15 protein-coding genes, 7 tRNA genes and 1 riboswitch are annotated in these 25,207 nt (G+C 73.1%); of the genes, 12 read left to right on the top strand and 10 right to left on the bottom strand.

What is annotated here, in order from left to right; genetic code table 11:
- Positions 1-132 precede the first annotated feature (132 nt).
- From P8A18_RS18070 to P8A18_RS18055, 4 genes are all read left to right on the top strand, one after another.
- Positions 133-1,737, top strand: coding sequence for an NsdA family TPR-like regulatory protein (locus P8A18_RS18070; protein WP_306055870.1), 1,605 nt, complete (start codon positions 133-135; stop codon positions 1,735-1,737).
- Between the two features lie 131 nt (positions 1,738-1,868).
- Positions 1,869-3,119 carry an L-2-hydroxyglutarate dehydrogenase gene (lhgD, locus tag P8A18_RS18065; RefSeq protein ID WP_306055869.1) on the top strand — a complete coding sequence of 417 codons (1,251 nt, stop codon included), beginning with the start codon at positions 1,869-1,871 and terminating at the stop codon, positions 3,117-3,119.
- Positions 3,120-3,226: 107 nt separating this feature from the next.
- Positions 3,227-4,081 (top strand): tRNA (guanosine(46)-N7)-methyltransferase TrmB, encoded by an 855-nt coding sequence (gene trmB / locus P8A18_RS18060; protein ID WP_306055868.1) that lies wholly within the window; start codon positions 3,227-3,229, stop codon positions 4,079-4,081.
- A 73-nt stretch (positions 4,082-4,154) separates the two neighbouring features.
- Positions 4,155-5,723: a PrsW family intramembrane metalloprotease gene (locus tag P8A18_RS18055; protein WP_306055867.1), complete on the top strand. Its 1,569-nt coding sequence runs from the start codon at positions 4,155-4,157 to the stop codon at positions 5,721-5,723.
- A 99-nt stretch (positions 5,724-5,822) separates the two neighbouring features.
- Here P8A18_RS18055 and P8A18_RS18050 read toward each other — a convergent pair whose 3' ends face one another.
- The 3 genes from P8A18_RS18050 to P8A18_RS18040 all read right to left on the bottom strand — a co-directional run bounded on the left by P8A18_RS18050 (position 5,823) and on the right by P8A18_RS18040 (position 8,855).
- A complete protein-coding gene (locus P8A18_RS18050) occupies positions 5,823-7,058 on the bottom strand; it encodes a M23 family metallopeptidase (protein ID WP_306055865.1) in 1,236 nt (411 codons plus the stop codon).
- A gap of 11 nt (positions 7,059-7,069) precedes the next feature.
- Positions 7,070-7,223: riboswitch (cyclic di-AMP (ydaO/yuaA leader) on the bottom strand.
- 211 nt (positions 7,224-7,434) lie between these two features.
- Positions 7,435-8,598 (bottom strand): PP2C family protein-serine/threonine phosphatase, encoded by a 1,164-nt coding sequence (locus P8A18_RS18045; RefSeq protein WP_306055864.1) that lies wholly within the window; start codon positions 8,596-8,598, stop codon positions 7,435-7,437.
- A gap of 183 nt (positions 8,599-8,781) precedes the next feature.
- A tRNA-Met gene (locus tag P8A18_RS18040) sits at positions 8,782-8,855 on the bottom strand.
- Between the two features lie 167 nt (positions 8,856-9,022).
- On the opposite strand from P8A18_RS18040, the gene P8A18_RS18035 reads away from it, so the two are divergent.
- A complete protein-coding gene (locus P8A18_RS18035) occupies positions 9,023-9,442 on the top strand; it encodes an SHOCT domain-containing protein (RefSeq protein WP_306060977.1) in 420 nt (139 codons plus the stop codon).
- On the opposite strand, the gene P8A18_RS18030 is transcribed toward P8A18_RS18035, so the two are convergent.
- The 6 genes from P8A18_RS18030 to P8A18_RS18005 all read right to left on the bottom strand — a co-directional run bounded on the left by P8A18_RS18030 (position 9,396) and on the right by P8A18_RS18005 (position 18,148).
- Positions 9,396-10,904 carry an NAD(P)/FAD-dependent oxidoreductase gene (locus P8A18_RS18030; RefSeq protein WP_306055863.1) on the bottom strand — a complete coding sequence of 503 codons (1,509 nt, stop codon included), beginning with the start codon at positions 10,902-10,904 and terminating at the stop codon, positions 9,396-9,398. The two genes, P8A18_RS18035 and P8A18_RS18030, sit on opposite strands and share 47 nt — an antisense overlap.
- Positions 10,905-11,026: 122 nt before the next feature.
- Positions 11,027-11,100, bottom strand: a tRNA-Lys gene (locus tag P8A18_RS18025).
- Positions 11,101-11,199: 99 nt separating this feature from the next.
- Entirely contained in the window at positions 11,200-14,313 is a 3,114-nt protein-coding gene (locus P8A18_RS18020) for an FG-GAP-like repeat-containing protein (RefSeq protein WP_306055862.1), read from the bottom strand.
- A gap of 366 nt (positions 14,314-14,679) precedes the next feature.
- On the bottom strand, positions 14,680-16,797 hold the full coding sequence (locus tag P8A18_RS18015; RefSeq protein ID WP_306055861.1) for a DEAD/DEAH box helicase: 2,118 nt from the start codon (positions 16,795-16,797) through the stop codon (positions 14,680-14,682).
- Between the two features lie 240 nt (positions 16,798-17,037).
- Positions 17,038-17,637, bottom strand: coding sequence for a hypothetical protein (locus tag P8A18_RS18010; RefSeq protein ID WP_306055860.1), 600 nt, complete (start codon positions 17,635-17,637; stop codon positions 17,038-17,040).
- Positions 17,638-17,797: 160 nt separating this feature from the next.
- Positions 17,798-18,148 (bottom strand): metallopeptidase family protein, encoded by a 351-nt coding sequence (locus P8A18_RS18005; RefSeq protein WP_018101725.1) that lies wholly within the window; start codon positions 18,146-18,148, stop codon positions 17,798-17,800.
- A gap of 106 nt (positions 18,149-18,254) precedes the next feature.
- On the opposite strand from P8A18_RS18005, the gene P8A18_RS18000 reads away from it, so the two are divergent.
- From P8A18_RS18000 to P8A18_RS34315, 5 genes are all read left to right on the top strand, one after another.
- Entirely contained in the window at positions 18,255-19,760 is a 1,506-nt protein-coding gene (locus P8A18_RS18000) for a metallophosphoesterase family protein (protein ID WP_306055859.1), read from the top strand.
- Between the two features lie 183 nt (positions 19,761-19,943).
- Positions 19,944-20,016: transfer RNA gene (locus tag P8A18_RS17995), tRNA-Glu, on the top strand.
- 38 nt (positions 20,017-20,054) lie between these two features.
- A tRNA-Asp gene (locus P8A18_RS17990) sits at positions 20,055-20,129 on the top strand.
- 27 nt (positions 20,130-20,156) lie between these two features.
- Positions 20,157-20,233 (top strand) — tRNA-Phe (locus P8A18_RS17985).
- A gap of 309 nt (positions 20,234-20,542) precedes the next feature.
- Positions 20,543-22,921: a bifunctional serine/threonine protein kinase/MFS transporter gene (locus P8A18_RS34315; protein WP_445978194.1), complete on the top strand. Its 2,379-nt coding sequence runs from the start codon at positions 20,543-20,545 to the stop codon at positions 22,919-22,921.
- Between the two features lie 84 nt (positions 22,922-23,005).
- On the opposite strand, the gene P8A18_RS17970 is transcribed toward P8A18_RS34315, so the two are convergent.
- Positions 23,006-24,799, bottom strand: a complete 1,794-nt coding sequence (locus P8A18_RS17970; protein WP_306055857.1) for a hypothetical protein — start codon at positions 24,797-24,799, stop codon at positions 23,006-23,008.
- 149 nt (positions 24,800-24,948) lie between these two features.
- On the opposite strand from P8A18_RS17970, the gene P8A18_RS17965 reads away from it, so the two are divergent.
- A tRNA-Asp gene (locus P8A18_RS17965) sits at positions 24,949-25,023 on the top strand.
- A gap of 23 nt (positions 25,024-25,046) precedes the next feature.
- Positions 25,047-25,123 (top strand) — tRNA-Phe (locus P8A18_RS17960).
- Positions 25,124-25,207: the final 84 nt, after the last annotated feature.

Here is a 25,207-nt window from a genome sequence, read left to right as displayed (position 1 = left end):
GCATATTCCCCGGGGCACGGCCAAATGCGTGTGCGGGCGGAGTGACGGGGTTCGTCCCTGGGGAGAACACGGTACGAATGCCGCGCGCCGTGACGGTGACGCGGCTGCCGTCTGTGTGTCGAGGGGTGGCCCATGTCCAGGGAGCAACGCGGACCGAACGAGAAGCTCGGCACCGTTCTCGCCCTCGCGGGAATCAGTAACGCCGGGCTCGCCCGGCGGGTCAACGACCTCGGGGCGCAGCGCGGTCTGACCCTCCGGTACGACAAGACGTCGGTCGCCCGGTGGGTCTCCAAGGGCATGGTGCCGCAGGGCGCCGCGCCCCATCTCATCGCCGCGGCGATCGGTGCCAAGCTCGGCCGGCCCGTTCCGCTGCACGAGATCGGGCTCGCCGACGCCGATCCGGCGCCGGAGGTCGGGCTGGCCTTCCCGCGCAACGTGGGCGAGGCGGTGCGCTCGGCCACGGAGTTGTACCGGCTGGATCTGGCCGGGCGGCGGGCCGGCAGCGGCGGGATCTGGCAGTCGCTCGCGGGCTCCTTCTCCGTGAGCGCGTACGCCACCCCCGCGTCCCGCTGGCTGATATCCCCCGCCGACGCGTCGGTGGCCCGTACCTCGGCAGCCGTCACGGCCCCGCCGCCCGGCACCCAGGGCGCACAGGGCGCATCGGGGGCGCACAGTGCATCGGCGGCGGCCGGGACCCAGGGGCTTCCCGGCACGGCCCTCGCCCCGCCCGCCCAGGGCGGCGGCGCGCTCCCGGCCCCCGGGCACAGTCTGGTGATCCCGGCCCAGCCCGGTCCCGAGTCGGGGCCCGACGCCTCCTCGCTGCGCGTGGGCCACAGCGATGTGTCCAAGCTGCGCGAGGCGGCCCAGGACGCGCGCCGCTGGGACTCCAAGTACGGCGGCGGGGACTGGCGTTCCTCGATGGTTCCGGAGTGCTTACGCGTCGACGCGGCGCCGCTGCTGCTCGGTTCGTACAGCGACGAGGTCGGCCGGGCGCTGTTCGGCGCGGCGGCCGAGCTGACCCGGCTGGCCGGCTGGATGGCCTTCGACACCGGCCAGCAGGAGGCGGCACAGCGCTACTACATCCAGGCGCTGCGCCTGGCGCGGGCGGCGGCCGATGTGCCGCTCGGCGGTTACGTACTGGCGTCGATGTCGCTCCAGGCGACCTACCGCGGCTTCGCCGACGAGGGCGTCGACCTCGCGCAGGCCGCCGTCGAGCGCAACCGAGGTCTCGCGACGGCCCGCACGATGAGCTTCTTCCGTCTGGTCGAGGCCCGCGCCCACGCGAAGGCGAATGACGCGCCGGCCGCGGGGGCCGCGCTCAAGGCGTCCGAGAGCTGGCTGGAGCGTTCCCGGGACGGCGACGCCGACCCCGCCTGGCTGGGCTTCTACTCGTACGACAGATTCGCGGCCGACGCCGCGGAGTGCCACCTCGACCTGAAGGCGCCCCGCCAGGTGCGGCGCTTCACCGAGCAGGCGCTGTCCCGGCCCACCGAGGAATTCGTCCGCTCGCACGGGCTGCGGCTCGTGGTGTCGGCGGTCGCCGAGCTGGAGTCGGGCAATCTGGACGCGGCCTGCGCGGCGGGCACCCGGGCCGTGGAGGTGGCCGGCCGCATCTCCTCGGCGCGGACCACCGAGTACGTGCGCGACCTGCTGCACCGGCTGGAACCGTACGGTGACGAGCCGCGCGTCGCCGAGCTGCGCGAGCGCGCCCGTCCCCTGCTGGTCGCCCCGGCGTAGGGCCCCTCCGGCGGGTCGGGGGCGGACGGGCCCCGGGCCGCCCGCCCCCGGGAAGAAGCGCCACGCTCGCCCGTACTGGTTTGAGTGCGTTGTCAGTGGGTCAGTGCACTATCGGGGTGGGAGGTGGCGTGATGATGACGCACGCGGCGTACGACTGCGATGTGCTGGTGATCGGCGGCGGGATCGTCGGCCTGTCGGCCGCGTACGCGCTCACGCGGACCGCGCCGGGCACGCGGGTGACCGTGCTGGAGAAGGAGCGTGCTCCGGCGCTCCACCAGACCGGGCGCAACAGCGGAGTGATCCACAGCGGGATCTACTACCCGCCGGGCTCCCTCAAGGCCCGGTACGCGCTCCGCGGCGCCGCGGAGATGGTCGACTTCTGCCGGGACCACGGCATCGCGCACGCCGTGACCGGAAAGCTGATCGTCGCGACGGACCGCGCCGAGCTGCCCCGGCTGCACGCCCTGGTCCAGCGCGGCCGCGAGCACGGGCTGCCGGTGCGCGAGCTGGGGCCCGCGCAGATCGCCGAGTACGAGCCGAGGGTGCGGGGCCTGGCCGCGATCCGGGTGGGCACGACCGGGGTGTGCGACTTCCGGGCGGTCGCCGGGCGCCTCGCCGACGAGGTGCGCGGCGCGGGCGGCCTGATCAGGCTCGGCGCAGAGGTCACCGCGATAGACCGGCGCCCCTGGGGCGTGGCCGTGCGCACGGCCGACGGTCTGGTGGTGCGGGCCCGGGTGCTGGTCAACTGCGCGGGACTGCACTGCGACCGCGTCGCGCGGCTGGCCGGCGACGACCCGGGCATGCGGATCGTGCCGTTCCGGGGGGAGTACTACGAGCTGGCCCGGCCCGAGCTGGTGCGCGGTCTGGTCTATCCGGTGCCCGACCCGGCGTTCCCCTTCCTCGGCGTGCACCTGACCCGCGGCCACGACGGCTCCGTCCACGTCGGACCCAACGCGGTCCCGGCGGCGGCCCGCGAGGGGTACGGCTGGCCGGTCGTCCGCCCCCGGGAGCTGCTGGACACGCTGGCCTGGCCGGGCTCCTGGCGGATCGCCCGAAGACACTGGCGGTACGGGGCGGGCGAGGTGCACCGCTCGCTGTCGAAGGGAGCGTTCACCCAGGCCGTGCGGCGGCTCCTGCCCGGCGTCACGGAGGACGACCTGCGCCCCTCGCCGGCCGGTGTCCGGGCCCAGGCCGTGCTGCGGGACGGCACCCTGGTGGACGACTTCCTGATCCGCGAGGCCCCGCACACCGTGCACGTGCTGAACGCCCCGTCCCCCGCCGCCACCGCGTCCCTGCCCATCGGCCGGGAGGTGGCCCGCCGGGCGCTGCTCCGGGCTCGGGCGGCCGGGTGGAAGCCGCCCACCCTGGAGTCCGTCGAGTGACCCTCCGCCGGAGCCCGCCGGGCGCCTGTGCGTGCGGACGCCGGGCGGCCCGTGCGCGCCGTCGCCGAGTGACCCGTGCGCGGGCGGCCCCGTAGAATCAGGGCATTGTGTCTGAGCCCTTGAACCCCTCCCGCCCGACGCCCGGCGAGGCCGCCGCGCCGGACGGCGCCGTGTCCTCCACCGCCGGGATCCCGGACGATCTGCGTGCCGCGTCGCTGGACCGCGCGCGCCGGCTGCGCCAGGAGCCCCGCTTCCCCGGCGGCCCCGCCGCCGACCCGGCCGGCTCGCACCACGAGCGCCGCATCCGCAGCTTCCAGCCGCGCCGCAGCCGGGTCACGCCCGGCCAGCAGGACGCCCTGGAGCGGCTCTGGCCCAAGTGGGGCCTGGACATCGACGGGCTGCGCGTCCTCGACCTGCCCGCGATGTTCGACGGGCTCCCGGTGGTCCTGGAGATCGGCTTCGGCATGGGTGAGGCCACCGCGCGGATGGCGGCCGACGACCCGGCCACCGGCATCCTCGCCGTCGACGTCCACACGCCCGGCCAGGGCAACCTGCTCGGTCTCGCCGACCGGAACGGGTCGTCCAACATCCGGGTCGCCAACGGGGACGCGATCATCCTGCTCCGCGAAATGCTGGAGCCGGACTCGCTGGACGGGCTGCGGGTGTACTTCCCCGACCCGTGGCCCAAGACCCGCCACCACAAGCGGCGGCTGATCCAGCCGGAGTTCCTGGACCTGGTGGCGGGGCGGCTGAAGCCCGGGGCGATCGTGCACTGCGCGACCGACTGGGAGCCGTATGCCGAGCAGATGCTCGATGTGCTGACCGCGCACCCCCGCTTCGAGAACACCGCGGCCGACGGCGGTTACGCCCCGCGCCCCGCGTTCCGGCCGCTGACCCGGTTCGAGGGGCAGGGCCTGGACAAGGGCCATGTGGTGCACGACCTGCTCTTCGCCCGCCGCTGACCGGCCCGGCTCGCCCCTGGGGGCCGCGCCCCGCGCCATGGCCGTTGTCAGTGCCGCTCGTTAGGGTCATGGGGTGTCCGACGGGTCTGTTCAGCGACAACGGCAGGAGCAGCCGGCCGTCCCGGTGCTCGGGGAGCGGCGGGTCGGCGAGGTCCTGGCCGCCGTTCCGGAGCGGAGCCAGTGGCGATACCGGCCGCGCCGCGTCGGCGTGGTGTGGCGGAGCCGTACGTTCCGCGTGGTCGCCGTCTTCACGCTGCTGGCGCTCTGCGGGGTGGTGATCCTGGCCCTGGTGCGCGACGAGACGGGGACCGAGGGGTTCCTCGTCGGTCTGGGCCTGGCCGTGCTGCCGGTCCCGGTGCTGATGACGGCCTTCCGCTGGCTGGACCGGGTCGACCCGGGGCCGTGGCGCAACCTGCTGTTCGCCTTCGCGTGGGGCGCGTGCGCGGCGGCGCTCGTCGCGATCATCGCCAACTCCTTCGCGACCCGGTGGATCGCCACCGCCGACCCGGGCAATGCGGACACCCTGGGCGCCACGGTCATAGCCCCCGTGGTCGAGGAGAGCGCCAAGGCGGCGGCCGTCCTGCTGCTCTTCCTCTTCCGCGGGCGGCAGTTCACCGGGATCGTCAGCGGCGTCGTCGCCGCCGGTTTCACCGCGACGGGGTTCGCCTTCACCGAGAACATCCTCTATCTGGGCAACGCCTTCGGCGAGGACCAGCAGCTGGGCTCCGGCTTCGCGGCGGTGACCGTGATGACCTTCCTCGTCCGGGCGGTGATGACGCCGTTCGCGCATCCGCTCTTCACCGTGCTGACCGGCATAGGGCTCGGGATCGCCGCGAGCAGCCCGCCGCACCGGCGGTTCAGGCGCGTCGCGGCGCCGCTGCTCGGCCTGCTCCTCGCGATGGGCATGCACTCCCTGTGGAACGGCTCGCCGACCTTCGGCCGGTACGGCTTCTACGTCGTGTACGGGGCCTTCATGGTCCCGGTCTTCGGCCTGGTGACCTGGCTGGCCGTCCGGTCGCGCCGCAACGAGCTGCGCACGCTCGCCGTCGAGCTCCCGGTGTACGCGGAGGCCGGCTGGCTGGCGCCCGCCGAACCTCTCACCCTCGCCTCGATGCGGGCCCGCGCCCTGGCGAGGAACGCGGCGCGGCGACGGTACGAGGTAGCGGTCCGCCCGTACGGCGGCCACCACCCGGCGCACGCCGCCTCGTCCGCACCGGCCGCGGCCAGGGAGCGCGGCAGGGCGGCGGCGCGGACGGTCGCCGAGTACGAGGCGTTCGCGACGTCCCTGGCCTTCCTGCGCCGGCAGGTCCGCCGGGGCACGGCGGACCCGGACTTCGCCGCGCGCGAGCTGGAGCTGCTGCACCACCTGTGGCAGCGCCGGGATGTCGCGGGCCCCGCCCTGGCCTACGCCGCCCAGGTCACGCAGCGCGTGCGCGCCCGCCGCGCCGCCCCGCCGCCGGGCCCTTACCCGTGGTACGGAGCGCGCGGGCCCACCGGCCCGTACGGCCCCGGCCCCTACGCGTACCCGGCGCAGCCGTACGGCCCCGGCGCCCACGGCCAACAGCCGTACGCCTACCAGCCGTACGCGCAGCCGCCGTACACCGCACCACAGCAGACCGGCAGCCCTGACGTCGGGGGGTGAGCGCCAGGACTGCCGGGGTTCGGTGGCCGCGGAGCGGCCGTGCGGGGGCGCGCCGCGGCGCGTGTGAACGCGAGGGGGCGCGCCGGAGCGGAAGGGGTGTCAGACGGTCAGGCCACGGGCGCGGAGCCAGGCCATCGGGTCGATGCCGGTGCCGTCCGGGGTGTGGACCTCCAGGTGGAGGTGCGGGCCGGTGACATTGCCGGTCGCGCCGACGCGTCCGATGGTGTCGCCGGTGGTGACCTTCTGGCCGACGGTGACGCCGATCGAGGACTGGTGGCAGAACCACAGCTCCGTACCGTCGTCCAGCTCCAGCACCGTGCGGTAGCCGTAGGCGCCGGACCAGCCGGCCGACTTGATGGTGCCGGTGTGGATGGCCTTGATCGGGGTACCGGTCGGCGCCGCGAAGTCGAGGCCCGTGTGGTAACCGGAGGACCACATCGAACCGGCTTCGCCGAACGTCGAGGTGATCGTGTACGAGGAGGTCGGGATGGCGTAGCTGGCGGCGAGCTTGGCCAGGCGCAGGGCCTCGGCCTTCTTCTTCGCCTCCTCCTCCGCCTTCTTCTTCTCGGCGGCTGCCTTGGCCTCGGCCTCGTCCTGCTGCTTCTTCGCCTCGGCGGCGGCCTTCTCCGCCGCGGCCTTCTCCTCGGCCGCCTTGGCCTCGGCGTCGGCGGCGCCCTGCTGCTGCTCGGCCTGCTGGAGGATGCGGGCGCGCAGCGCCTCACCGGCGTCCGTGGTGCCCTGCTCGGCCTCGGCGGTGGTGATGCCGGCGGTCGTCAGCGGGGCGGCGGCGGTCGCGGTGGCCGGGGTGTCGGCCTCGGCCTCACCGGAGAACAACGCGCCCACGCCGGGGAGGGACTTGGCGTCGGGGAGATTGTCCGCGATGGAATCGGGAAGAGAGATGGAGACCGGCGGTTTGCTCTGCGCAGTGGCCATGCCACCCGCGCCGACGGCCGCGATGACACCGACGCCGAGGACGGTGGAGCTACGGGCCAGACCATTGCGCTGCTTGGCGACGCGGTGCTTGCCTCGGACGGGGCGGACGGACTCCTCGGTGGGGTTCCATTCCTCCCAGGTCCGGTCGGAACCGGCGTCACCCGCGTCCGCGCGGAAGCCGGTGCCGAAGTCGGGCCCGGTGCCGAAGTCGGGGCCAGTGCCGAAGTCCGGGCCGGTGCCGTCGGCAAAGACGGTGCCGCCGGCAAAGCCGTTGCCCGGATCGGTCGCGTAGCCGCTTCCCTGCTCCGGGACGTACGCGGTGCCGGGGACCGGGGCGAAGCCGGGGCCGTACTCGGGCACGAACCTGGAAGGGGATTCGGGGGCAGGCTTGTTGGACGCCACGCGGGCGCACTCCTTTCCTTCCTTCTCGCCTACCGGGTTAGCTGACGGGTTCGGAGCAGGAAGGTCTCCTACGGGCTCCTCCGCCTCTTACGAAGACAGAGATGCCCGATTCACCCCATGTAGGTGGTTCCCCGGTTCCCTTGCGGAATTCGGCGCTCGCGCACGGTGCCGCCACTGACGGCGGCTGGGACAACCGCGCTGCGTTATCGAACGTTAATAGACAGGCGGGCCCGATTCCAAGCTGTTCCCGCTGATCGTTCACGTCCTTGGCCTGGACTTTACGGGACACAACCGGGTGGAAGCGGGCGAGTTGCTTGCCATCCGGGCATCGTCCAATTTCTGACGGTGTGTCAAATGTTATGCGGAGCGACGCCCTTCAGTCACGGAGGGTGGCATCCCGTTTGATGATCTTGACCGTCCTGCGCCGGTCGGGCTGCCCCTTCGCCGGCCGCAGGACCGCGAGCAGCGCCATGTCGTCGGTCGCCTTGCCCCCCGTATGCAGCCTCACGTCGTCGCTGAGCGCGGAGAGCAGCTCCTCGGGCTCGGGGAAGAGCCGTCCGCGCAGCCGCTCCACCGGGTCGTAGAAGACACCCTCGGCGTCACGGGCCTCGGACAGCCCGTCCGTGTAGAACAGGAGCGTCCCCCCGTCCGGCAGCTCCCACTCGTCCGCCCGGTCCGGCCGCACCACCAGACCCATGCCCAGCGGCAGCGCGGGCTCCGAAGGCGTCAGCGTCTCCACCGCCCCGTCCTGACTCAGCAGCAGCGGTTCGGGGTGGCCTCGGTTCACGATCCGCACCCGTTGCGCACCCGGCGGAATCTCCGCGACCACGGCGGTGACGAACTCCTCGAACGTGTCGAAGCCGCTGTCCCGGGTCGACTCCCGCTCCAGCGCGCGCTCCAGCCGCTGCGCCACCCCCTCCAGCGACTTCTCCTGCTCGGCCGCTTCCCGGAACGCCCCGATGACCACCGCCACCGCGGCCACCGCGTCCAGCCCCTTCCCGCGTACGTCCCCGAGCACCAGCCGCACGCCGTACGGGGTGTCGGTCGCCGAGAACAGGTCACCCCCGACGAACTCGTCCGCCTGCGCCGCCTCGTACCGCGCGGCCACGTGCAGCCCGCCGATCCGCTCGGCCGGCGTCGGCAGCACCGCCCGCATGGCGGTCTCCGCGATGACCCGGGCGGAGGCCAGCCGCTCGTTGCTCCGCTGGACGACCCGGTTGATCACGCACGCCTGGACGAAGACCGTGAAGACGGTGAGCAGTTCGATGAACGGGACCACACCCGGCAGCGCCCCCCTGTACAGCCGCATGGCCACCATGGCGACCATCGCGGCGGCCCCGATCCGGATGGTCGCGCCCAGGCCGAAGAAGGGTGCGGCGAGCAGCGGGGCGGCCGCGAACATCGGGACGGCGGTGAAGGCGGGCGGGGTGAAGAAGTCGAACACCACCCCCACGAGGATCATCGCGGCGGGCAGGGTCCGGACGAGCCGGCGGTTCGGCACGCCGCCGCGCCTCCGCCACCGTCGCTGCCACTTCCCCACCTGCGGTCTCCTGCCCGGCGCCACCACGGCCGCGGACGGTACCGCGCACCACTCCCCAGACTCACCGCATCCCGGCCGCACGGCGACTCCTCGTCGGCCGATGGGGCTAGCGATGGGGCTGAGGGCCCCCGGGAAACGCATCAGGCCCGGCACGCTTCATGCGTGCCGGGCCTGATCCTTCAGTAGCGGGGACAGGATTTGAACCTGCGACCTCTGGGTTATGAGCCCAGCGAGCTACCGAGCTGCTCCACCCCGCGTCGTTGAATGCAACTCTACGGCATGTTCACGGCCTTGATGACCACCGAGCGGCCCCACCCCGGCGGATGCGCGGACCTCCTCGCTCCACATCAACGAGCAATGGGGTGAATGTGGTGATATGACTGGTTTCAGATTCAGCCATTCGGCACGGCTCCGGGAGTGGACGATGGACGACTATCCGCTGCTCAACCTGTTCTGGACGATGCTCTGGTTCTTCCTCTGGATCATGTGGCTCTTCCTGCTCTTCCGGGTCATCATGGACGTCTTCCGCAGCCACGACCTCGGTGGCCTGGCCAAGGCCGGCTGGCTGATCCTGGTGCTGGTCCTGCCCTACCTGGGCGTTCTCATCTACGTGGTCGCCCGCGGCAGGTCCATGAGCAAGCGCGACGCCCGGGAGGCCAAGGAGCGCGAGGCCGCCTTCAAGGCGTACGTGAGAGAGGCGGCCGGCACGGACGGCCGGGACGGTCGGGACGGCACCCGCGGGGGCAGCCACGTCGAGGACCTGTCGAGGCTCTCCGACCTCAAGGACAAGGGCGCGCTCACCGAGGAGGAGTACCAGCGGGCGAAGTCGAGGATCCTGGTCTGACGCCGGGCCGCCGCACGGTGCGCACGGCCGACTCCCACTCGTCACGCCCGGGGCCGTCGGTCCCGGGCGTGAAGTCCGGGTGGTCCGCCAGCCAGACCGCCAGCCGGGCCCGCACCTCCTCGGTGCCGTAGGCCCGGTCGGCGGTCTCGACGAGATGGCGGACACGGGCGCGGGCCCGCATCACGACCGGGTCCTCCCAGGAACACGCGGACAGGGCGGCCTTCTCCCGGACACTTTCCCGGCCTCCCTCCCCGTCCGCCGCTCCCCGGACCCCGCCCGTCGGTGTGCGGTCCGGTTCCCGCCCGAGGTTCTTCAGCCGGGCCTCGTTGGCCCGGTCCGTCGCGACCTGGACGTCGAACCACGGGCGCAGCCGGCGCCCGGCCCAGCGGTGGTAGGCGTCCGCGAACGACGCCGGGTCGTCCGCCGCGGCGCCGGCGTTGCCGGCCACCCACTGGGCCGCCCACAGGGCCAGGGACACCCCCTGTCCCAGCGTCGGATTGGTGTGCGTCGTCGCGTCCCCGACGCCGACCAGGCCGGTGACCACCGGCCCTTCCGCGTCGGCCAACGCGGTCCAGCGGTTGTCGAGGCCGCCCATCGCGAGGACCCCGGACACCGGCTCCGGGCGCAGCGCCAGCCAGGCCGCGACGGCGGGGAACGTCCGGGCCGCCCGGTCGAACACCTCGGGGTCCATGAGCGCGCCGCGTGTGGGGTCGGCGGTGGACACGGTCAGGAGCACGGCGAATATCCCGTTGTCGGAGGGGAAGACCCCGCCGACCGCGAACGCCGCCACCGAACCCGCCTTGACCCGCCCCGGATCCCTCGGCCCGTCCGGCGGCAGCCGGTACCAGCGGCTGAAGTACGCGATGCCGATGCGGTGGTTCTCCACGGCCACGTCCCGGCACCCCGCACCAGCCAGCCAGCCGGGCACCGGGGAGCGCCGCCCGCCGGCGTCCAGCACCAGATCGGCGTCGTACCGCCCGGCCGCCGTCCGGACCCCCGTCACCCGGGGAACGGCACCGCCCCGCTCGACGAGGAGCCCTTCGGCGGGCTCCCCGAGCCGCACGTCGACGCCGGGCTCGCGGTGCGCGGCGTCGTGCAGCGCGGCCTCCAGCACGATGCGCCGCGCCTGCACGGTGACCAGGTCCTCGTCGCCCGGCCGGACGGGCACGGTCTCGGTGAACCACTCCATCTCGTTGCGCTCACGGGCGCCCCGGCGCAGCATCGCCTCGTACACGTCCGGGGCCTGCGCGCGCAGCACGGTGCGCACCGGCGCCAGGAGCCCGTGCGGCTGGACGGCCTGGGGCACGCCCGGCCGCCGCCAGGCGCGGAAGTCCGCGTCGAGATCGGCCCCGGGCCGGTACGCATCACGCTCCAGCACCGTGACCGTGTGCCCCCTGCGCGCCAGGAACAGCGCGGCGGCCAGGCCCGCGATCCCCCCGCCGACCGTCGTGACCCGAGTCAATGCGGCCCCCTCAACGCCGTGTTGACCGTCAACGGTAGCGGAGGGCACCGACAGCGGTCCGGGCCCGCACGGGAACGCACGGCGGCCCCGGACCGGCGATGTGCCGGTCCGGGGCCACGAGGTAGGCCGTGTGGGACTCGAACCCACAACCAACGGATTAAAAGTCCGCTGCTCTGACCAATTGAGCTAACGGCCCTCGGCGAATCACCCACGAGCATAGCCCGCCCCGGCCGCGCAGCCGATCGGGTATCAGCTGCGCGGCCCCGTCATCGGGGTGGGGGCGGGCTCGGTGGGCTCAGAAGAGGTGCTGGTACATCTGCCAGCTGCCGCCGACCTTCACCCGCGCGGCCAGGGCGCCCTTGCCGTCGCCCCGGTAGCTCCACAGCACCCCGGACGCGTCCCGCGCGAGCAGGTCCGCCCTGCCGTCGCCGTTCAGGTCGCCGGAGCCGACCATCGTGTCGTACATGGTCCAGCCGTAACCGACCTGAACGCGGGTGCCGAGCGTGCCGTTGCCGGTGGACGGGTAGCGCCAGACCAGGCCCGAGCGGTCCCGGGCCAGCAGGTCGCCGTTGCCGTCGCCGTCGAGGTCGCCCATGCCGGCCAGGAGATAGCCGTGCCAGCTGTAGCCGATCTTCACCCGGGGCTCGAAGAGGCCGTTGCCCCTGCCGCGGTAGAAGTACAGGTCGCCCTCGGGCGTCCGGCCGAGCAGGTCCGCGTGGCCGTCGCCCGTCATGTCGCCGGGCGAGGTCAGGGCGTCGAACATGTTCCAGCCGGCGCCGATCCTCGTGTACGGCGTGGAGGGCTTGAACGCGGCGCCGCAGGCCGGCTTGTACGCGCGCAGCTCGCCGGCCTTCGTACGGACCAGCACGTCGTTGCAGCGGTCGCCGTCGATGTCCTCGAACGGCACGGCGGCGGTCACGGTGTTGTCGCCCGTCCAGCCGGTGGCCGACACCTTGTCCTCGACCCGCCCGGTCCCGGTGCCCGTGCCCGCACGCCAGTCGGCGGTGCCGGCCGAGGTGAAGGCCAGGAGGTCGCCGAAGCCGTCGTTCCCGACGAAGTCCCGGGCCACGGCCGCCCCACCGGTCAGCTCGACGGTCCCGGAGGTGGTCAGGGCGGCGCCCACGCCGTCGGCGGGCGCGGCGGTGAGGGTCCAGGTGTAGGCGCCGTTGGGGGCGTACGCGCCGGCGGCGGTCCTGCCGTCCCACGAGGCCGTCACCAGACCACGCGCCTCACCGCCGGAGAGGGTGCGCACCGCGGCGCCCGACGCCGTGTTCCTCAGCGTCAGCTGCCAGGAGGCGGCGGGCTTGGACAGCCACCAGGAGCCCTGCCAGTGCGGGGCGGACGCCCGCAGGTCGAGCGAGCCGCCCGGTGCCTCGGCGTCGATGACGGTCAGGGCCGAGGCGGGGATGCCCGTGGGAACGATGCGCACCCGCCGGTCGTCCCCGGTGTACGCGACGTGGCCGCCGAAGCGGTCCACGGTCCAGCCTGAGCGGCGCACGGTGCTCCGGCCCAGGTCCGCCGCGTCCACCAGTGTCCGCTGCGGCAGATCGGCGTACGTCCCGCCGGCCGGCAGGCCGTTGTGCAGGTCGAAGAGGGTGAGTCCGCCGCCCTCCTCGTGAGTGACGAAGTAGCCGTCGGCGAGGAGGGTGTCGTCGTCGGGTGCGGTCACGAAGCGGCCGGTCTGCCGGTCGTAGACGCCCGCGCCCTTGACCCAGCCCCCGTCCCGGCACAGCCAGTGCACCCAGCGGCCCACGGCCTGCAACTCGGTGGGAACGCACTGGTTGGGTGTGGTGAACGAGGCGCCGGCCGCGCCGGTCGTCAGGGTCTTCGACGCGACGGTGGGCGAGCCGGGGAGATTGCTCCACAGCGTGTTGCCCCACAGCGCCGCGACCGTTTGCGACCGGGTCTCCAGCACCTTGCCCGAGTCGGTGCTCCCCTGGAACTCGACGACCTTCTGACCGGCGCCCGACGCCTCGTTCACCACGCCGAACCGGCCGGAGAGGTCGATCAGCTGGGGAGTCATCAGGCCCGTGGTGAGCTGCGGGCCCCATTCCTCGGCGCCGTTGCGGAAGAGCATCGTCTGACCGCGTTCGGTGCCCTCCTCGCGGCCGTGGAGCCCGTCGCCGCTCGCGAACATGGTCACGCAGTACGGATCGTCGCCGCCCCAGCCACAGTCCGCGTCCCGCCCGCTGGTGAGGCCGTCCACGGTCGTACGGACCTCGTCGGGGCGGCCGGTCGTCTTGAGCCACGTGCTCCGGTACGCGCCGATGTACGTGCCCGGCTGGAACAGGCGGGAGTCGTCCGCCGTGGTGAGGATGCCGCTGCCCAGGGCGATGCCCGCGGGCCGGGCGGGCATGTCCTCGATGTCCGCGACGCGCGTGCGCTTCACGGTCCCGTCGGCGGCTTCCGTGAACCGGTAGTAGCCCCAGTCGAGAGGGCCCTCGGCGGTCCGGGTCTCGGCGCCCGCGACCAGGAGGGAGCCGTCCGGTGTCCGGGCCAGGTCGGGGTGGGCGACGGCCAGCAGGTTCCCGGTGGTCCTGCCGTCGTCGGAGATGCGCACCAGGTTGTCGCCGCGGTACTCGTTGTTGCCGGTGTTGACGGGCGCGACCCCGACGAGGGAGTTCCCGAGCATCCTGAAGGTCGAGTCGTGCGCGTAGTTCCGCAGGTCGAACGACCGGGGTTCGGCCGACAGATCCTCGCGGTCGAACAGCTGGGCGGCGTAGGAGCCCACTTGCAGCACGGTGTCCGTGCCCAGAGTGACGTCCGAGGCATGCTTGTCCAGGGCCTGGAGCGTCCCGCTCGCCAGGTCGAGGAGCCACCAGCCCTGGGCCATGGTGGTGCCCTCCCAGGAGATTCCCCGGACCACGACCGAGCGGGCGTCCCCGTCGGAGACCGACAGGTTCCACCCCTCGGGAAGCCCCTCCAGCCGCTGGTCCTCGACCTCGCCGTTCGCGGTCCGCAGCAGGTGGAGGCCGGTCACCGCGCTCTCGGTGCCGGTGCGGGTGACGACGGTCGTGCCGTACGTCCCCACATACGTCTGGCCCTCCGGGATCGCGATGCTCGTGACCGGTCCGCCGCCCGCGCCCTGTCGCAGCGTCACATGCGGGCTCGGGCTCTCCGCGTAGACCGCCACGGTGTCGGAGCCGTGCCCGAATCCGGTGGGCCAGTCGCCACGGGGGCGGACCGCCTCGGGGTCGTACTCCGGCGCCTTCGGAAGCCGGTCGGGCAGCACGGTCTGCTTACCGGACGCGTAGTCGATCCAGCGCAGGCCGTCGTCGCCCTCACTGGCCGTCAGGAAGCCCGTGTCACCGGCGTTCAGCACGCGTGTCTCGCGGGGTACGAAGCGGGCGCCCGGCTTCACGATCACGGTCTCGGCGGCCGTATCGGCGACGGCTGTGCCTGTGGCCATCGCGCTCGCCCCGGCGGTCATCGCCAAGGTGGTCAGAAGAGCGATGCGCGCGGAGGCGCGCCGGTGTCTCCACCCGTTGGAAGAGCGGGTCACGTTGAAGGTCCCTCCCCAGGAACAAGGCGCGGGGAGAGGCCGGCGGAGATCACATCCGGCCTTCGCGGTGCGGCAGTTGCCGCGCGCACCCACCCCCGCGCAGATGCGGTGACCATAACAGCAGTCGCGGACACGCCAACGCCCATTTCGAACTCGTTCAAAAGGGCCGGGCCGTGCAGGTCGGCAGGCCTCTTCCGGCCCATGCGAAAGCGGGCCCGTCCATGGAGGACGGGCCCGCTCTCAACAGACCTTCAGCAGGTCTTCAGCACACGCTCAGCCGTTGCGCTTCCAGCGCGGCTTGTCGTCGCGGCGGCCGAAGGAGCCGGTGCTGGTGCCGGTCGAACGGTGGTCGTCACGGCGGCCGGTCGGGCGGTCGCCGCCGCCGGAGCGGAAGCCGCCCGAGGGGCGGTCGTCACGACGGTCGCGGTTGAACGGACGGTCGCCGCCACCGGAGCGGAAGCCGCCGGAGGGACGGTCGTCACGACGGTCACGGTTGAACGAGGGGCGCTCGTCGCGGCGCTCGAAGGAACGGCCACCACGGTCGTCGCGACGGTCGCCGCCACCCGAGCGGAAGCCGCCCGAGGGACGGTCGTCACGACGGTCACGGTTGAACGAGGGGCGCTCGTCGCGGCGCTCGAAGGAACGGCCACCACGGTCGTCGCGACGGTCGCCGCCACCCGAGCGGAAGCCGCCCGAGGGACGGTCGTCACGACGGTCGTTGCTGCTGCGGAACGAGGGGCGGTCGCTGCTGCCCCGGTAGCCGCTCTGGCCGGCGGGACGGCCGGAGCGCTCGCCGACACGGTCGTCGCGGCGGTCGTTGCCCCGGTAGCCACCGCGGTTGTCGCGGCGCTCGTAGTTGCCCCGCTCGTCGCGGCGTTCCTCGCGCGCGGCCGGCTGCTCCGGAACGGCGGCGGCCGCGAGGGCGGCCTCGGCCTCGGCGGTGACCTCGGCCACGGCGGCCTCGGGGTCGTCGCCCCGCTCGCGCGCCGCGCGGGCGACCAGACGCCCGGCCTCCTCGCGGAGCTCCACGGCACGGCGCTGGACGCGCTCCAGCTGCTTGCTCAGCTCGGCGGCCTCGCGCTCGGCCTGCTTGGCGGCGTTGTTCGCGGAGTCGGCCTGGACCTCGGTGAGCGAGCGGGCGCCGGTGATCTCGGCGACCTCCGGCTCGAAGACGCCCGCGCCCTGGACGATGTGACGCGAGGCGTCGACGCCCGCGTCCTCCATCAGGCGGAAGATCTGGCGGCGCTGGTGCGGCAGGGCCAGCGAGACGACGACCCCGGACTTGCCGGCACGGGCGGTACGGCCCGAGCGGTGCAGGTAGTCCTTGTGGTCACCGGCCGGGTCCACGTTCAGGACCAGGTCGATGCCGTCGACGTGGATACCGCGCGCGGCGACGTCGGTCGCGACGAGCGCGTTGACGTAGCCCTTCTTGAAGTCCTCCAGGACGCGGGTGCGCGCGCCCTGGGTCATGCCGCCGTGCAGCGCGTCCGCTTTGACGCCCGCGTCGACGAGCTGCTCGGCGATGCGGTCGGCGCCCAGCTGGGTGCGGACGAAGATGATGGTGCGGCCCTTGCGGGCGGCGATGGCGGAGGTGACCGGCGCCTTGTCCTTCGGCTTCACGACGAGGACGTGGTGGGACATGGTCGAGACGTTGCCCTGGGCGGAGTCGACCTCGTGGGTGACCGGGTTGCTCAGGTAGCGCTTGACCAGGGTGCCGATCTCGTTCTCCATGGTGGCGGAGAAGAGCATGCGCTGGCCGCCGCCGGGGATCTGGTCGAGCAGCTCGGTGACCTCGGGCAGGAAGCCCAGGTCGGACATCTGGTCGGCCTCGTCGAGGACGGCGACCTGGACGTTCTCCAGGGAGCAGGCGCCCCGGTTGATGATGTCGCGCAGCCGGCCCGGGGTGGCGACGAGGACGTCGACACCGCGCTCCAGCGCGTAGATCTGGTTGCCCATCGACGTACCGCCGCAGACGACCTTCATCTTCAGGCCGAGCACGTCGCCGTACGGCTGGAGCGCGTCCGCGACCTGCATCGCGAGCTCGCGGGTCGGGGTGAGGATGATCGCGCGGGGCTTCTTCTTCTCGGTGTGCCCGCCGGCCAGGGCGGACAGGGTCGGCAGACCGAAGGAGAGGGTCTTGCCGGAGCCGGTACGGCCACGGCCGAGGATGTCCTTGCCGGCCAGGGCGTCCGGGATGGTCGCCGCCTGGATCGGGAAGGGCGCGGTCACACCATTCTGCGCGAGCTTGCGGACGATGCCCTCGGGCAGGCCCAGGTCGGCGAAGGAGATGGTCGGCTCGGCGTCCGCGGCCTCGGACGCGGCGGACTCGACGACGGCCTCCGCGACTGCGGTGACCTCGGTGAGCTCGTCGTTCTCGACGTGCTCGGGCATGACGGTGTGGTCAGAACTGGAAATTGACATGCGAAATGCGAAACCTTCCGGAGTCTCGGCACGCGCCCGTAACTCCGTGATTCGCAATTTCGACCGCCTCAATGCGGTCCAGCCACGGCAAGGGAGAGTACGCGCCACACGGCGCTCTTCTGTGTCGGCGCCGGGCAATGGGATCAAACGATCTACCACCATACGCACTCTCCCCCACATCGCGCAAACCGCCTCCCTGCGGCCGGCCCCTCAAGCGGGTCCCGCCTGCGGTGATGCCTCCGGTGTCCGCAGCATGTCCACCTCGTCCGGCCACCCCATCGCGTCGGTCCGGAACTGCGCGGCCGGGGACGCCGAGGGTGCCGGCTGCTCGGGCTCCGAGGGCTCATCGGGCTTCGAGGGCTCCGGCTCGGGCTCCGGCGGGTCCGGCGGCCCCGGGGTGTCCTCCGGGTCCGGCCCCGGGTCCGGGTCGGAGGGGCCCGGGGGCTCCGGCTGCCCGCCCGTCCCCGGGGCGGCCGACGCCTCCGGCCCGGACGGGCGGCCGGCCCGGTCGCGGTCCCCGTCCGGCCGGGACTCCTCGGACGCGGGGCTCCCGGTCGGTGACGCGGAGGCGCTCGGGGCGCCCGGACCGGCGCTCCGCCGCTGCGACTGCGCCCCGGCGCCGCCCGCGCCGGAGCTGCCGGTGCCCGTCACCGTGGTGCCGTTCGGCTCGACCGCGGCGCCCTTCTCGTCGGCGGACCGCGAGGACACGGGCTCCGCACCGTCGGAGCCGACGCTCATACAGCCGGTGGAGGTGGCGAGCGTCACAGCGGTGACGGCCGCCCAGCGGACGGGGACGGGCAACTGGCGCACGGGGGCACCTCCGGGGGCACGAGGGAGGACGGGCCGGCCGGTCTGGCATTCCTGACATGAACGAGCCGGGTGTGCCGTGCCCAACTCCCGCCGACCCGCCGGGGACACGCCCGCCCGGCCGGTCCGCACACCTCGTTCACAGGTGACGGCCCCCGGAGGCTCACCCGTAGCCCAGCGCGTGCAGCCTCTCGTCGTCGATGCCGAAGTGATGGGCGATCTCGTGGACGACCGTGATCTCGGTCTCGGCCACGACGTCCTCGCGCGTCTCGCACATCCGCAGCGTCGGCCCCCGGTAGATGGTGATCCGGTCCGGGAGCACGCCCGCGTACCACTCACCGCGCTCGGTCAGCGGCGTGCCCTCGTACAGACCGAGCAGTTCCGGATCATCGGATTCCGGTTCGTCCTCGACGAACACCGCGACGTTGTCCATCAGCCGGGTCAGCTCCGGCGGAATCCGGTCCAGCGCCTCGGCGACCAGTTCCTCGAACGCTTCCCTCGTCATCTCCAGCACCCGGCCATTGTCCCGTACGGGCACCGCACACGCCTCGGCCCCGGAAAGCCCCCGGAAAGCCTCCGGAAAGGGCATATCCGCCCCGGGCCCGGGGCACAGGCACCCAATGGCCCGCGCCCGTCACCTCCTCCGCCCGCCGACCCGCCCCACCACCGGCGGGCCCCTCACCTCGCCCCGGCCCTTCGTCCGGGCGCTGGGCCTGGTCGTCGTCGTGCTGTTCGGCGCCTGGCTGGGGCTGCTGGCCGTCGGCAGCGTCCGTACGCCCGTGGGGCCGATGGACACGACGATGACCCTGCGGCCCTCGCTCAGCGGCGGCACCAAGATCAACGTCTCGCCGCTCGGCGCCCTGGAGCTGGACTCGCACCACGCACCGGTCCGGCTCGACGTCGACGTGGACCGGCTCGACCCGGTCCGCTCCGAGGCCCTGGTCCAGCATCCGGAACGACTGTCGGGCCTGGAGGACGAGGTCACCGCGGATGTCGCGTCCGGCACCCGCGAGCTCGCCCTGCGCTCCTGCGTGGCGGTCGTCACCGGGGCCACCGCGCTCGGTCTGGCCGTCTACCGCAGGCCGCGCCGGGCCCTGGCGGCCGGCGGACTCGCCCTCGCGCTGCTGGCCGCGTCCGGCGTCGGCGCGTACGCCACCTGGAACCCCAAATCGGTCCTGGAGCCCAAGTTCTCCGGGCTGCTCTCCAGCGCCCCCTCCGTCGTCGGCGACGCCCGCTCGATCGTCACGGACTTCGACGTCTACCAGCAGGAGCTGGCCCGGCTGGTCACCAACGTCACCAAGCTGTACGACGCCACATCGACGCTCCCCGTCTACAGCCCGAACCCGGCGACCCTGCGCGTCCTGCACGTCTCCGACATCCACCTCAACCCGGCCGCGTGGCACATCATCGGCTCGCTCGTCGAGCAGTACGACATCGACGTGATCATCGACTCGGGCGACACCATGGACCACGGCACCGCCGTCGAGAACGGCTTCCTGGACCCCATCGCCGACCTCGGCGCCCCGTACGTCTGGGTGCGCGGGAACCACGACTCGTCGGTGACGCAGAAGTACCTGGAGAACAAGAAGCGCTTCAAGAACGTGCACGTCCTGGACCAGGGCCGGACCGTCACCGTCGGCGGGCTGCGGGTCGCCGGCGTCGGGGACCCGCAGTTCACCCCGGACCGGGCGGGACCCGAGCAGTCCGAGGACGTCCAGCGCGTGGCGGGCCGCACGCTCGCCGCCGCCCTGCGCGAGCAGCAGCGGTCCGGCACGCCCGCAGACATCGCCGTCGCCCACGAACCGGAGGCGGCGGAGGAGACGGACGGCGAGGTCCCGCTGGCCCTGGCCGGCCATGTGCACCACCGGCAGAACGAGGTCCTGAAGGGCGGCACCCGGCTGATGGTGGAGGGCTCCACGGGTGGCGGCGGGCTGCGGGCCGTACAGAACAAGAAGCCGGAACAGGTGCTCGCGTCGGTGCTCTATCTGGACCGCTCCACGCGCCGGCTCCGGGCCTGGGACGAGATCACCCTGGGCGGTCTCGGGCTGACGACTGCTGAGGTCAGCCGCCATCTGCCGGCGGACGACCACCCCGACGCGTCGCCCTCCCCTATTCGGTTTGGCTGACGCGGAAACGCCGTAGTACAGTCTCCCACGTGCCCAAGGGCGCCGGTCGGGACTTGACCGTTCTGAAACCTCCAGGGGTGAAGGAAGAAGCGGAACCTCCAGGGGGAAGCGGAGTCACATGCTTCTCACGTTCCCTCGGGCCTCGTGGTAACAGACGCGGAAGCAAGCTGTAACAGCAGTTCTGCCCTCATCGTCTAGTGGCCCAGGACGCCGCCCTTTCAAGGCGGTAGCACGGGTTCGAATCCCGTTGGGGGCACGCATCACCCTATGCAGTAGGCACTTTGCATAGTTCTTGGTCCTGTGGAGCAGTTAGGAGTGCTCGCCACCCTGTCAAGGTGGAGGCCGCGGGTTCAAATCCCGTCAGGACCGCTTGCAGCTCACTTCGGTGAACTGCGTGGCTGGGTAGCTCAGTTGGTACGAGCGATCGCCTGAAAAGCGATAGGTCGCCGGTTCGATCCCGGCCCCAGCCACCACCCTGAGAACGTCCCGGACGGCATCCCGTCCGGGACGTTCTCGTTTGTATGCCCCGGAGTCCGTATGCCCCGGAGCCTGTACGCCCGGAGAAGGCCCACCGGAGCCGGCGAGCCCGAGGCGCAGCGGCGCGTACCCGTGGCGCGAACCGGAAGCGAAGGGTCCATTCGTGAGCCTTGCGCGGGGAACCCATCGCGTGCCATGACGGCCCCGGAACATGGGACTACCGTGCCGCCGTGGATCAGCTGACTCCCCAAGACCCTGCCCGGATAGGCCCGTACCGTCCGATCGCCCGGCTGGGTGAGGGAGGGATGGGACTGGTGTACCTGGGCCGCTCGGACGACGGGCGCACGGTCGCCGTCAAGGTCGTCCGGGCGGAGCACGCCCAGCATCCGGAATTCCGCCGGCGGTTCGCCCGCGAGGTGGCCGCCGCCCGGCGGGTGGGCGGCGAGTGGACCGCTGCCGTGCTCGACGCCGACACCGACGCCGCCGTCCCCTGGGTGGCGACGCGGTACGTTCCCGGGCCCGACCTGACCCGTGTGGTGGGACGTGACTTCGGGCCGTTGCCCGAGGACTCCGTGCGGGTCCTGGCCCATCGCCTCGCGCTCGCCCTGGCCGCGGTGCACGGCGCGGGCCTGATCCACCGGGACCTCAAGCCGTCCAATGTCCTGGTGACCGTGGACGGGCCGCGCGTGATCGACTTCGGGATCGCGCGGGCCATGGACACGCTCGCGCCACAGAGCCTACTCACGCGCACCGGCATGCTGATCGGGTCCCCGGGCTTCATGTCGCCCGAGCAAGTGCGCGGACTCGAACTCACCGCTGCCAGCGATGTGTTCTGCCTGGGCGCGGTTCTCGTGTACGCCGCCACGGGGCGGCTGCTGTTCGGTGCCGCGGACACCGGCCTCAACGCCCACCTGTTCCGGGTCGCCGAGGAAGCGGCGGACCTGACCGGGGTCCCCGAGTCGCTGCGGGATCTCGTCGGCGCGTGCCTCGCCAAGGACCCGGCCGAGCGCCCCACCCTCCAGGAGGTCGCCGACCGGACCGCCTCGGGCGCCGACGAGGTCTGGCTGCCGAGCGCGATCCTGGCCCAGCTGGGCCGCCACGCCGCCCAGTTGCTGGACTTCGCGCCCCAGGCCCCCGCCGGTCCCGCTCCGGACGGGCCGCCGTCGAACCCGCCCGTACGGCTCGGCCGGCTCCAGCCGTCCGTCTCCCCGCGGGACCTGTACACACCCACCCCCGCCGCGCACCCCGGCGCCCCGCCCGCCCTCGGTCCGCCCCCGGGCACGGCCGGGCACCCCGCACGCCCGGCGCCCGCCCCGGGCCGGGCGCCGGATCCGCGCCGATGGCGGGGCCTGGCCGCCGCGGTGTTCGCACAGTTCGTCGTGGTCCTCGACGCCGCGAGTCTGCACGCGGCCGCCCCCTCCCTCGCCGGCGACCTCGCTATGCGCACCACGTACTCGCTGTTCACCGCCTACGGCGTGGCCCTGGGCGCGCTGTTGCTGCTCGGGGGACACCTCGTGGACCGGGTGGGCGGCCGGCGGACGCTCATGACGGGGCTGTCCGCGGTGGCGGTGGCCGCCGTTGTCGGCGCGTTCGCCCCGACTGCCGGCGTACTCATCGCGGCCCTTGCCCTTCAGGGCGCCGGTGCCGCGCTGGTGACACCCGCCGTGCTCGCGCTGGTCTCGGCCCGCTTCGTCGAGCCCGGGGAGCGCGGCCGGGCCCTCGGTGTCTACGCCGCGGTCGCGGTCGGCGGCTGGCCCGCGGGGCTGGCCTGGGGCGCGGTGATGACCGAGTCCGTGAGCTGGCGCACCTGCCTGTTCGCCGACGTGCTCCTCGTACTGATCGCCCTCGTCGCCGCCGCCACCCGGGTGCGGGACCATGCGGAGCCCGGCCGGGGCGGGCTCACGACGCCGGGCCTGCTGCTTGGCTCCGTGGGCGCCCTGCTCACGAGCTACGGACTGTACGAGGCGCGCCCGCACGGCTGGACAGCCGCTTCGCTCCTGGGCCCGCTCGGCATCGGCGTCCTCCTGCTCGCGGCCGCGGGCGTTCCGCACGCCGCCCGCGCGTCCGCCCGCGATCGGGACCGGATCGTCGGCCTGGTGGTGCTGTGTCTGGGCGCGGCGGGCCTGTTCGCGCTCTTTCCCGCGCTCGCGCTCGTCCTGGGACCCGTCTCGGGCCTCTCGCAGGCAGCGGCCGGTGTGGCGGTGCTGCCGGCGGGCATCGCCTTCGTCATCGGTGCCACCCGGATCGCCCCGGGCCTGCGACGCGTCGCGCCACGAAAGCTGATCGCGGCGGGCCTGCTGCCGGCCGCCGTCGGGCTGCTGCCCCTGGGCGCCATCGGAAACGGCGGGACGTTCGCCCTGGTGCTGGCCGGCTCGGTGTTGGCGGGACTCGGCCTGGGTACGGCCATGGCGCCGCTGTTCTCCATCGCCGTGGGGGACGCGACGGACCGGGGCCGGGGCGGTGCCGCGGCGGTGGCCACCACCGCTCTCCAGCTGGGCACGGCCCTCGGCGCCGCCTTGTTCGGCGCCGGGGCCCCCGTCTGGGGAGGCACCGGCACCAGTGCCCTGTTCGGCGCCGCCGGGCTCACCTTCGTCGCGGGCCTCTGCGCGGCGGCGCTGATCACGGCCGCTGCCGCGGCGGGCCCGCCGGCCGGCGCACGGACCGGATCCCGCCTCCCCGAGTAACGGGGCACCGGACGACGCCGACTCGTCACGCGGGTGCGCCGCCGGGTCCCCGCTCCGCGCCGGGCCCTGGTACGGAGCGGGGCCTCACCCGGTCATGGCCGCCACGACGCGCGGCAGCAGCACGGCGTTGGGACTGTCGAGCGACACCCTCAATGGCTGCGACCGGCCCTGCTCGTGGACGGATACCAGGCCGTGCGCGACCTCGATATCGGTGAGCGCGCGCCAGTCGGCGTCCATGACCCCGCGCAGCGTGAGCCCGTCACGGTGCACGCGCACCTCGCCGATGGTGAACGACCCGCCCCGCCGGATGAGGGCGAGGTGCTGCGCCAGGAGCCGGGGTTCGACCACGCGCTGGACGAAGTCGACGAGGGCCAGCCACTCCTCGGGCGGCCTGGACTTCTTCCCGCCGTTGTTCCAGCTGATATGTCCCAGGTTCTTCGGGGAGTCTCCGTACGTGCCCACGCCGAAGGCGTAGGTGTTGGTGTAGAGGGACGGAAACAGGAAGCCCTGGTGCTTCATCCGGGAGACCGGATACCGGATCCAGTCGGCCTCGTCCCAGTCGAGCGTGTCCTGCCCGTAGCTGACGCGGTGCCGGTCGGCGACCAGGGAGGACCTGCCGACCCTGCTCTCCACGAAGGGCCGCTCGGCCGGTGCGGGACGCGGAGGCTCCGCCCGCGCGGGCCGCGCAGGCGAAGGTTCCGCCCCCGCGCGCTCCGCACGCGGTCCACGTCCTGCGGCATAGCGCGTCAGCCATGCCGGCACCTCGGCCCGCGGGTAGGCGGCGAGGTCGTTGCGGTAGTGCGCCGGAGCCAGCAGGTGGGCGTCGGCCAGCCGCTCGTCCCCGTAGTCGTACTCGGTGGCGACCTGCGCGCGCCCGTCCGCGCCCTTGGTGACGGTGAGCAGCATGCGCAGCCACGGTCCGGCCGGCATGGCGGCGGCGAGGTGCCGCTGGCGGCGTACGAGGAGCGCGACCTGTTCCGGGACCCGCGCGTCCAGGGGCTGCTCATGGTCCCAGAAGGACGCTCCGGCCCTCTCGGCGGACACCGCGCACGAGAAGACCGCGGTCATGCGTTGCCACTGCGCCGGTCCGAGCAGGGCCAGCTGCTGCGCGGTCTCCTGGGCGAGTGCGGCTACGCGGCCCGCGATCAGCTCCTCGGGCGGGGTGGAGACGACGGTGAAGTCCGCGATGGCGCTCGGCCGCCCCGACAGGGCGTCGAGGCGCTCGAACTCCTCCTTGAAGCTGTTCATGAAGGACTCCTCGACGGGTGCGCGCCGTACGAAGGCCTCCTCGGCGGTGAACAGGGTCCGTGCCTGTTCGGGTGGGATCGCCGTGGTGACCTCCTTGATCCGCCCCGCGTCGCTGATCAGGAACACCGATCGGTCGAGCGGCAGGTCGAGGAAGGCCATGGGGTCGCTGTCATCGATGTCGACGGGCGCGTACACGCTCCACCCGGCGGCGAACCGGTCCGCCTCCAGCCCCTGGGACGGATAGTCCGGACCGCGGGCTTCGATGTGTTCCCGGACCAGGGCGACGGCGCCCGCCGCGTCGATGCTCCCGCCGGCTCCCGTGGCGGGAGCCCGGCCGAGCGGATGGCTTTCGGCTGTCCTGCCGGGGCCCGGGAAGTGGTGGGTGAGGTCGAACCAGAGGCGCATCTCGTCGGCGGTCACGGCGTCGGTGCCGGCGCACACGACGCACCAGATCCCGTCGGGGTCGCGGGCGTAGAGGCTCACTGCCGCGTCCTGGGTCACGGTCACGTAGTCGCACGCGTGCAGGTCGCCGTACGAGGCGACCAGCGCCAGCGGGGGCGTCGTGTCGCGGGCCTCCCGCCCGATCGGTTCGCCCCCGACGCCGACCGCGGTCAACACATGGCGGGGCATCGGCACACTCCCTTCGCCGCCTGCGTGGCGACCGTAGCCCAAGGCGACTTTCACCGTGAGGGGAACGGTGAGATCGCCCGCTCGGTGCCGGGGTCCGTATCTCGTTGGGGGCACACGAAACCTGTGCGACACTTGGTCGAGCGATGCTTGGTCCTGTGGAGCAGTTAGGAGTGCTCGCCACCCTGTCAAGGTGGAGGCCGCGGGTTCAAATCCCGTCAGGACCGCTTGCAGCCCGTACGAGCTGCGTGGCTGGGTAGCTCAGTTGGTACGAGCGATCGCCTGAAAAGCGATAGGTCGCCGGTTCGATCCCGGCCCCAGCCACCATCGTGAGAACGTCCCGGACGGCATGCCGTCCGGGACGTTCTCCTTTTGCCGGTCAGGGTGCAGCTGTCGGGCACGGGTAACTGG

It is taken from the genome of Streptomyces sp. Mut1 (assembly GCF_030719295.1).
In the GTDB taxonomy this organism is placed as follows: Bacteria; Actinomycetota; Actinomycetes; order Streptomycetales; family Streptomycetaceae; genus Streptomyces; species Streptomyces castrisilvae.
The sequence above is the reverse complement of the archived record's forward strand: the minus strand, read 5'-3'. Positions and strand labels throughout refer to the sequence as shown.